General features: G+C 59.9%; 3 protein-coding genes and 2 pseudogenes. All 5 read left to right on the top strand.

The window, feature by feature from the left end; genetic code table 11:
* The coding region (locus EN925_RS23655) for a BA14K family protein (protein WP_164894351.1) at positions 1–421 on the top strand (421 nt) is incomplete at its 5' end.
* A 676-nt stretch (positions 422–1,097) separates the two neighbouring features.
* Positions 1,098–1,406: pseudogene (locus tag EN925_RS40880) on the top strand (DUF1236 domain-containing protein).
* 234 nt (positions 1,407–1,640) lie between these two features.
* Positions 1,641–1,739 (top strand): annotated as a pseudogene (locus tag EN925_RS23640) (transposase); the annotation flags it as partial.
* A gap of 602 nt (positions 1,740–2,341) precedes the next feature.
* Positions 2,342–3,601 (top strand): DNA repair exonuclease, encoded by a 1,260-nt coding sequence (locus tag EN925_RS23635; protein WP_127388426.1) that lies wholly within the window; start codon positions 2,342–2,344, stop codon positions 3,599–3,601.
* Positions 3,598–4,854 (top strand): AAA family ATPase (locus EN925_RS23630; protein WP_164894350.1); only part of this gene is annotated, 1,257 nt, incomplete at its 3' end. The genes EN925_RS23635 and EN925_RS23630, both read left to right, overlap by 4 nt.

Below are 4,854 nucleotides of genomic sequence, written 5' to 3'. Positions count from 1 at the left end.
GTCAGTGTCTTTCGCCGCCGCCGCCGCCATGCCTGCCGCCGCCGCCGGGATATTCCTGCCCCAAGCGCCATCCGCTTCATCCGATGTGCGGGCGGTCGACTACAAGCCGTGGATGAAGCACCGGGGCGTCCACCGCAATCGAAATTTTTCGCAAAATGATGGCACCACTTGGAATGGCCATCGCGGCTATCGTGACTATCATCGCGGCTATCGCCGCCATGGCGACTACTGGTTTCCCCTGGCGGCATTCGCCACTGGCGCGCTGATCAGCAGCGCGATCATCAACAACAACCAGAACCGTGTCCACCGAGGCGATGCCCATGTGGAGTGGTGCTACGACCGGTACCGGAGCTATCGCGCTTCGGACAACACGTTCCAGCCCAACTACGGCCCTCGTCAGCAGTGCAATTCGCCCTACTGATAAAGCATGAGCCGATGCCGTCTCAGGCAAGCCCGCTACCGCAAGGTGGCGGGTTATTCTGCACATTGCGTAGATCGAGCCATTCTGGCGGTGTGGTGGTGCAGGATTTCGGGCCCGACACGGCGTGGCCCGCAATGTACTTAAATGCCTGCGCTCTTCCAGCCGAATTATAAATCCATCACGGCGGAACAAGAACGGCGCACAATCGTTTTCTTCAAAAGTGATAGTTTTTCTTTATAGACAACTAAAGATAAAGGGTGCCGTTTTGAACAGCATTATTTGGATAGTCGGAGCTGTAGTTATCGTACTAGCGGCACTCAGCTTTTTTGGCTTGCGTTAAGCCGCTCACCTGACGGCAGGCACAAGAACACAAATCATCAAAAGGGCGGCAAGCGGCGAACATGGCCGGGAGCACTCATAGGAGGCGAATATGGATATCACGACAATTCTGGTCATTGTTCTTATTGTCATTCTGCTAGGCGGCGGCGGCTTCTATGGCCGTGGGCGCTGGTACTAAACCGCGAAGATCACTGTCGGGACCTCGGTCCGACACCCAACTTAGTCAGCCCGCGTCCTCAGCCAGGGGCGCGGCTAGCCATTTGGTTTCGCGACGAGATCCAGCCAACCCGGTCGCCCGCGAAGCCTTCAAAGGCGAAGCCCATCGCAGTAGCTCATAGTGAAGAATTATCTTATCGCTGCCGCCGCCGGTCTGTCCTCGTCGCCGGTATTGGTGCGGCCATCGCAGAGGACGTCATCGTGGTTGCTCCCAAACAGCAGACCGACCTACGCGAATACTGCACAAGCAGCATCTTGCGTCGATCAGCCTGCCGGGCGTCGAACTCAATGTCGGTTCGGCTCTGCCCGACACCATCGAACCTGCATGCGATCGACGTGCCCAACGTGAGATACAAGTACGTCGTCGTTGCAGATCACGCGATTCTGGTTGATCCGGATTACCCGCAGGATCGTGCAGGTTATCGATTGACCAGCCCTCGAAGGAACAAACGCCTTGCTGATGTGTTGATAGACACATCGAACACCTTGAGTGTTTGGTCGCTAAAAAGTCCGCTTCCAAAGTCCCCCTCTGGAGTGCGGGTTTTTTGCGCCTCCCACCCTACCCATGCCGGTGTGCCTTCCGATCCGAACTGGTCGTTGGGAGGGTTTCCAGAAACCTTGCCCAAGGGGCTGAGCACTCCGATGGCGCCAAGGGCGGCCGGCCGGCCGCCCTGATGCGATGATGATGTTCAAGGTCCTGGTTCTGCAGGCGCTCTGCAGTCTCTCGGACGACCAGGCCGAGTTCCAGATCCATGACCGACTTGATTCTGTGCAGGTCGCCGTCCGGCGGCCGCATGTGACGTAACCGACCTCTGTCCGCTTTGGGCCAATCCAGGCCCCATGTCATCGAGTTGAACGTCCGGAATTTGCTCAGCGTGCCCAGAAGCTGCCAACCTGCTTCCGGCCCACTTCGGTCATTCACGGCCGATAGCCGAAGTGAGCCATTGCTGTTGACGTCGAAAACACATGGGCCGCCACTACATGTTCGCCTTTTGTGCTTCGAAAGTCGCATACAGAGGCAGACTTGAATTCGTGCAATAATTCAATCTGTTCGCTTGAGGTCGCAGGCGAGTTCCGTTGCGGCCGAGATTACCCGTAGCATCTGGGCATCCGGCGCTGCAGTCGCTCCGATAGATTGCCCCCAGACAGGCTCCCGGGTTCTAAGGATCAATCGCGATCCCGAGAATGTTCGACATTCGGGCGGTGTTTTGCAACTCCCTGTCAACGCGAAATGGCCTCACCCCGGCACATAGCCAAGAACCTTGCTCAAGGGCGACCTATACCCGAACGCCAACACCCCTATCTTGAGATTTTCCTGTCGAGCCGCGGTCGAACACTCCTATAGTTGTGACCGGAGACTTCCCCATGCCATTTCGATTCGTTCACACCGCCGACATTCATCTCGACTCGCCGCTGCGCTCGCTGGCCCTACGAAACGGCGACCTTGCCGAACTCGTCGGAGACGCCAGTCGCCAAGCGTTTGTCTCGATCGTCGATCTCTGCCTTGCGGAACGTGTCGATGCGCTGGTCATTGCCGGCGATCTCTACGACGGCGATCAGACGTCGATGAAAACCGCCCGCTTCCTGGCGTCGCAGATGACACGGCTGCACCAGGCCGGCATTAGGGTCTTCAAGATCCGTGGCAATCATGACGCGCTATCGCGCATATCGAAGCAGCTGGTGTTCCCGGAGACGGTCACGATATTCGGTGGCCGTCCCCAGTCCGTGCTGCAGACAGCCGCCGGGCTCGACGTCATGTTTCATGGCTTGAGCTTTGCCAGCCCCAAGGCGCCGGACAGCCTGCTGCCCAAGTATTCAGTGCCGCGTGAAGGCGCGGTCAATGTCGGCATTATGCATACCAGCCTGGCCGGATCGCCCGGCCACGACGTCTATGCCCCCTGCAACGCCACCGACCTGCATGCCCATGGCTTCGACTACTGGGCGCTTGGGCACATCCATGTCCGCCAGGTCCATCCCGGGGCGAGCACGGTGGTGATGCCGGGAATTCCACAGGGCAGGGACATCAATGAGGCCGGGGAGAAATCCGTCACCCTGGTGACGATACGAGACGACCGCACCGTAGAGATAGAGGAGAGGCTGACCAGCATCGCGCAATTCGAAGGGGTGAATGTCGACCTGACCGAAATGGAGGAATGGTCCGATGTCGTCGGACGAGTCCGTTCCGCACTCGAACGTGTTCGCGCCTCTGTCAAATCCCGTCATGCCGTGGTTCGTCTCGACCTGACCGGTGCGTCACCTTTGTCCTGGGCCTTGATCCGTGATCGCGACCTGCTGCTCGCAGAGGCCGAGCAGGCCGCGGAGCAGACGGGAGACACTTGGGTGGAGAAGCTCGAGCTCAAAGTGTCTCCATCCACATCCCAGACCTGCGAGGAAGCCGCCGACCCGATTTTCGAGCTCGCTCAATCCATGCGCGCCGATGCCGGCTCGGACGCGTTCCGAGCTGAGGCGAGGGCCTTGGTCCAGAAGATGGTCGCGGATCTTCCGCCTGACGGGCGCGATTTCGCCGGCAAGGACGAGGCTGAGCTGGAGTTGTTCCTCGATCGGGTGCTTGCCAACGGCGCAAATCTGGTCACCGCCCGCCTCAAGGCCGGTGGATCACAATGAGGCTGCGCCGCCTTGACCTCATCCGCTACGGCAAGTTCACCGACAGGACGATCGACTTCGGGCCGAAACCGGAATCCGGTCCCGATCTGCATATCGTCTTCGGCCTGAACGAAACCGGCAAGTCGACCGCGCTTTCTGGCTATCTCGATCTGTTGTTCGGCATCGAGGAACGCAGCCGCTACAATTTCCTGCACGAGTACAGTGCGATGCGCATCGGCGGGGTGCTCGAACTCGGCGGCGCGGAGCACACCTTCACACGCACGAAACAGCGCACCAACTCATTGTTGGACGAGACTGGCCAGCCGGTCAGCGAAATGGCGATATCGGCACATCTGGCTGGCCTGTCTCGCGACGCATACGAGACCATGTTCTCGTTGGACGACGAAACGCTGGAAGCAGGTGGAAAATCAATCCTGGAATCGCGCGGCGACCTGGGCAAGCTGCTGTTCACGGCCAGCGCCGGCCTCGGGCACGCAAGCGATACATTGAGCGTGCTCGAGGCCGAAGCGGACAGGCTCTATCGCAAACAGGCACACGGAACCGAACTTGCGCTGCTCAAGAAGCGGCTTGCGGAACTGAAGGCCAGTAAGGACGCGGTCGACACCTTGGCGTCGAATTATGAGAGCCTTGAAGCCGAGCGTCTCGACGCGACCGAAAAATACGACCGCAGCATCGCCGAACGGTCGGTGCTGTCGGCTCGGCTCGAGACCATCGCGAAGTATCTTCGGGCGATCCCGATTCTTGCCGATATCCGGCGTAAGCAAGCCCAACTGGCCGATTTGCCTGAGATCGCTTCACCGGCACGGACCTGGACCGGCAGTGTCGCCGACATGATCGAGGCCGACGCCAGCCTGAGAACGCGGCTATCCGCGAACCAGGACGAGCTCGAACGGGTGACATCGAAAATCGCCTCGGTCGACGTGGACGTGGTGATCCTTGCGATTTCCGAACGGGTTCGCGGCCTGGCCGACCGCAAGGTGCGTCACGTCTCGGCCGGCCTGGACCTGCCAAGTCGCAGGACGGAGCTGCAAATCCTCGACAATTCCGTGGCGAACTGTCTTGCCGCCCTTGGAAGGTCCTCCGAGCCAGTTCCTGCCAAACTGCTCTTGCCTGCTGCAACCATTAGCGCTGTGCGCACCATGGTCGAGCAACGATCCGGGATTGCTACCAGCGTGCGCGTTGCGCGCGAGGAGGCCGCGGCAGCCGCTGACGCGCTCCAGGCGGCACGCGACCGGGTCGGCGAAGAACGGGCC

Origin of the sequence: Mesorhizobium sp. M7A.F.Ca.US.006.04.2.1, from assembly GCF_004022915.1 — a bacterium.
GTDB classification, from domain to species: domain Bacteria; phylum Pseudomonadota; class Alphaproteobacteria; order Rhizobiales; family Rhizobiaceae; genus Mesorhizobium; species Mesorhizobium ciceri.
This window is presented reverse-complemented; position numbering and strand designations above follow the sequence as displayed.

Excerpts from the sequence above, each read along its gene's own strand:
- EN925_RS23635 (WP_127388426.1), top strand. The coding sequence starts at position 2,342 with ATGCCATTTCGATTCGTTCACACCGCCGACATTCATCTCGACTCGCCG.